This is a genomic window from Ruegeria sp. E8, assembly GCF_056533985.1.
Window position 1 is genome coordinate 1 of sequence record NZ_JBQFOY010000047.1, and the last position, 3,404, is coordinate 3,404.

The 3,404-nt window shown below is 60.1% G+C and carries 4 protein-coding genes; 1 reads left to right on the top strand and 3 read right to left on the bottom strand.

Going from position 1 to position 3,404, the window contains the following annotated elements; genetic code table 11:
* From hpaD to ACR0LF_RS23520, 3 genes are all read right to left on the bottom strand, one after another.
* Nucleotides 1-848, bottom strand: an 848-nt coding sequence (gene hpaD, locus ACR0LF_RS23510) for a 3,4-dihydroxyphenylacetate 2,3-dioxygenase (protein WP_480583977.1), incomplete at its 3' end; no start/stop codon positions are given.
* An 83-nt stretch (nt 849-931) separates the two neighbouring features.
* Nucleotides 932-2,440, bottom strand: coding sequence for a 5-carboxymethyl-2-hydroxymuconate semialdehyde dehydrogenase (hpaE, locus tag ACR0LF_RS23515; RefSeq protein WP_480583980.1), 1,509 nt, complete (start codon nt 2,438-2,440; stop codon nt 932-934).
* 3 nt (nt 2,441-2,443) lie between these two features.
* A complete protein-coding gene (locus tag ACR0LF_RS23520) occupies nt 2,444-2,857 on the bottom strand; it encodes a 5-carboxymethyl-2-hydroxymuconate Delta-isomerase (RefSeq protein ID WP_480583983.1) in 414 nt (137 codons plus the stop codon).
* Nucleotides 2,858-2,963: 106 nt separating this feature from the next.
* On the opposite strand from ACR0LF_RS23520, the gene hpaR reads away from it, so the two are divergent.
* Nucleotides 2,964-3,404, top strand: a complete 441-nt coding sequence (hpaR, locus tag ACR0LF_RS23525; protein ID WP_480583986.1) for a homoprotocatechuate degradation operon regulator HpaR — start codon at nt 2,964-2,966, stop codon at nt 3,402-3,404.

Below are 3,404 nucleotides of genomic sequence, written 5' to 3' on the forward strand. Positions count from 1 at the left end.
ACCGGGAAAATGACGTTTGTCTGACCTGTGCCGGAGCTTGGGAAGTATTCGGTGACGACTTTGCATTTTTTGTCATACGTGTCCCAGCCCAGGGCGCCGTAGAGCATGGCGGTGTCATGCATCGAGCCTTCTCCGCAGCAGAAATTGGCGTATTCGCCGAGCATGTTCAGGAATGTTGCATGGTCTCCGGCTTGCCACATGTCCAGAACATGCAGGTCTACTTGGCGATTGAATTCCGAACTGATGGTGAAGGTACCATTGTTTGCGGCATAATCCTTGTTTGGCCAGATTTTGTGGCTGAGCGACCCGGACGCGACCAGAAGCACTTTCTTGTCGCTGGCCTCGACCGCCTCGCGGATGGCTTCGCCGACAAGGCGGCTTTCATCATGGCTGTGAACAGTGCACCAGGCGGCAATCGAGACCACTTTGAATTCGGCCTCGCGGCTCATGAAGCGCATCGGAACAAGGGTGCCGTATTCCAGCTCGAGGCTGTCCACCTGATGGCTGAGCGTGTGCACACCCTTTTTCGAGGCAATATCGGCAATGGCATCGCCAAGCGCCGGGTCGCCGTCATATTCGTACGGCAGGTCCTTGATGAATTGCGGGAATTCATTCGAGGTGAACAGACCCTCGAAATGCTTGTTCGCGTTGATGTGGAAACCGGCGTTGACGACCCAATGCGTGTCGCAGATCACCACCGTATCGGCACCCAGCTCCTTGGCGCGCCGAGCGATTTCGCGGTGTCCGTCAATCGCGTTTTGACGCGCGCCCTTTACGGGGCCGTCCTGCTCGGACATGAGCATGGTCGGCACATGGGTCATTTTGGCCGCGAGAACGATTTCTCCCATTATCTCCTCCTGGAGGTTGAAGTAAGCGCGCGTTTCCAGGTTCGGTTGGGGCCAGCCCTGCACAGGGCCGGCGATGCTTCGGTTTATTTGCCCAATTGCATGATCTTGTGCTGACCGGTGGCAAAGCCGATATGTTTCTGCTCCATGTAGAATTCAAAGCTCCAGTCGCCGCCGTCGCGCCCGATGCCCGAGGCTTTGACCCCGCCGAATGGCGTGGGCAGGTGACGGACGTTTTCCGAGTTTACCCAGATCATCCCGGCCTCAAGCTTGTCGGTAAAGCGCAGGGCGCGGGTCAGGTCATTGGTCCAGACATAGCCGGTCAGACCATAGGGCGTGTCGTTGGCGATCCGCAGCGCCTCTTCCTCGGTCGAGAAGGGGATCGCGGTCAGAACCGGGCCAAAGATCTCTTCGCGCGCGATGCGCATGTCGTTATTGGCGTTGGTGAACAGCGTCGGGCGCACGAAATACCCTTCGTCACCGACTTTCACGCCCCCGGCAGCCACGGTCGCGCCGTCCTCTTTGGCGATGTCGAAATAGCTGGTGACCTTGTTGTAGTGCTCTTCGGTGACCAGCGGGCCGATTTCGGTCGCCGGGTCCAGCGGGTGACCGACCTTGATGTTGTTCACACGCTCAACCAGCCTGGCCTCGAACTCTTCCTTGATCGTGTCCTGGACCAGCAGGCGCGAGGACGAGGTGCAGCGCTCACCGTTGATCGAGTAGATCATGAAGATCACCGCATCCAGCGCGCGGTCCAGATCGGCGTCGTCGAACACGATCACCGGGTTCTTGCCGCCCAGTTCCAGATGGTTGCGCTTATGCGTGTCGGCGCCCTGCTTCACGATCAGGCTGCCGGTGCGGCTTTCGCCAACAAAGGCGATGGCCTTGATCAGCGGATGCTCGCACAGCGCCTTACCAGCGTCAGGGCCGAACCCGTTTACGGTGTTCAGCACGCCTTTGGGCAGGCCCGCCCCTTCGGCGATTTCCACAAGCAGGCGGGCGGTCAGGGGCGAATCCTCGGCCGGTTTGTGCACCACGGTGCAACCGGCGGCCAGCGCCGGGGCGATCTTCCAGGTCGACAGCATGAAGGGCGTGTTCCACGGTGTGATCACGCCAACCGGGCCCAGTGGCACCCGGGTTGTGACATTCATCAGCGTCGGCGATTTCAGGTGCTGCCCGTCGCGCGCCTGAACCACCTGATCGGCGAAAAAGCGGAAGTTTTCGGCACCGCGCAGCGCCGCTTTCGACATGAAGCGCAGGGTCTGACCGGTATCCCAGCATTCGCACAGGGCGATCTCTTCCGCCCGTGCTTCGATCGCGTCGGCCACGTTCAGCAGGATGCGGCGGCGCTCGGTGGCGGGCAGGTCACGCCAGTCGGCAAAAGCCGCATGCGCAGCCTGTGCCGCGGCATCGATATCCGCAGCCGTGCCATGCGCCACGTCGCAGATCACCGATTTGTCCACCGGCGAGGTCGATTGAAACACTCCGGCAGCACCGTCCCGGTCCTCGCCCGCGATGCGGTTCTTGATGCCGGTGCCCTTGAACCGGGCCAGAAAACCAGCCAGCTTTTCGATATTTGTGTCCAGTGCGCTCATGAGTCAGTTCTCCTGCGTGGTCGCCGCCAGATGATCCCGGCCGAGATGATCTCTGATCGTGCCGGTTTTGGGCGAAAGGTCGGGGTCGATGTCGCGCATCTCAAGCGACAGTGCGATGGAATACCGTGAGAAGGCCGGGGCCAGATAGGCTTTGACGGCGTCGAAAATCAGCTGCGCCGCATCCTGCTTTACGTCGTCGGGCCGCCCCGCCCGCAGGCGGATCGAGATATCGACGAAGCCGTGCGCCGGGTTGCCGTCGGCGATGGCATAATGATCGACCCGCGTGGCGCGAACGCGAATGCCCGGCATCGGAAAGGTTTCGATCCCCGCCGCCGTCGAGCGGATGCATTCGCACAAACCACCCATGTCGATCCTGTCTTCCAGATTCCCGGAATATTCGACGTGGAAATGCGGCATGATTCCTCTCCCTATTAATTAACATGTTTAGTAATGCATGTGCGCACTGTCAAGAACTTGCCTTGTTAATCTTTGCAATTTCCAAATCGGCGGCATAGAAGGCCGCATGAACACTCAAAGCCACATCAAAAGCACCGCCCGATCCCTGCCAATCGCGCTTTTGCGCGCCCGGGAAACCGTCATGGCACCGGTCCGCGACATGTTGCAGGGCATTCCCCTGACCGAACAGAAGTGGCGCATCCTGCGCGTTCTGGACGAGCTGGGTGAAGTCGAGCAAAGCACCATCGCCCATGAGGCCTGCCTGCTGCTGCCCAGCGTCACCCGCATTCTGCGCACGATGGAGGCCGATGGCCAGATCGCCCGCCGCCAGGACAGCGAAGACAAACGCCGCACCATGGTCAAGATCACCGATGCCGGCCGTCTGATCCTGGAGACCAACCTCGCCACCTCATTGGCCATCTCCAACAATATCGAAGCGCAGATGGGCCGGGAAAAACTGGATCAGTTGCTGGACCTCCTCGAAGAATTACAGGCCATAAAGGTGTGA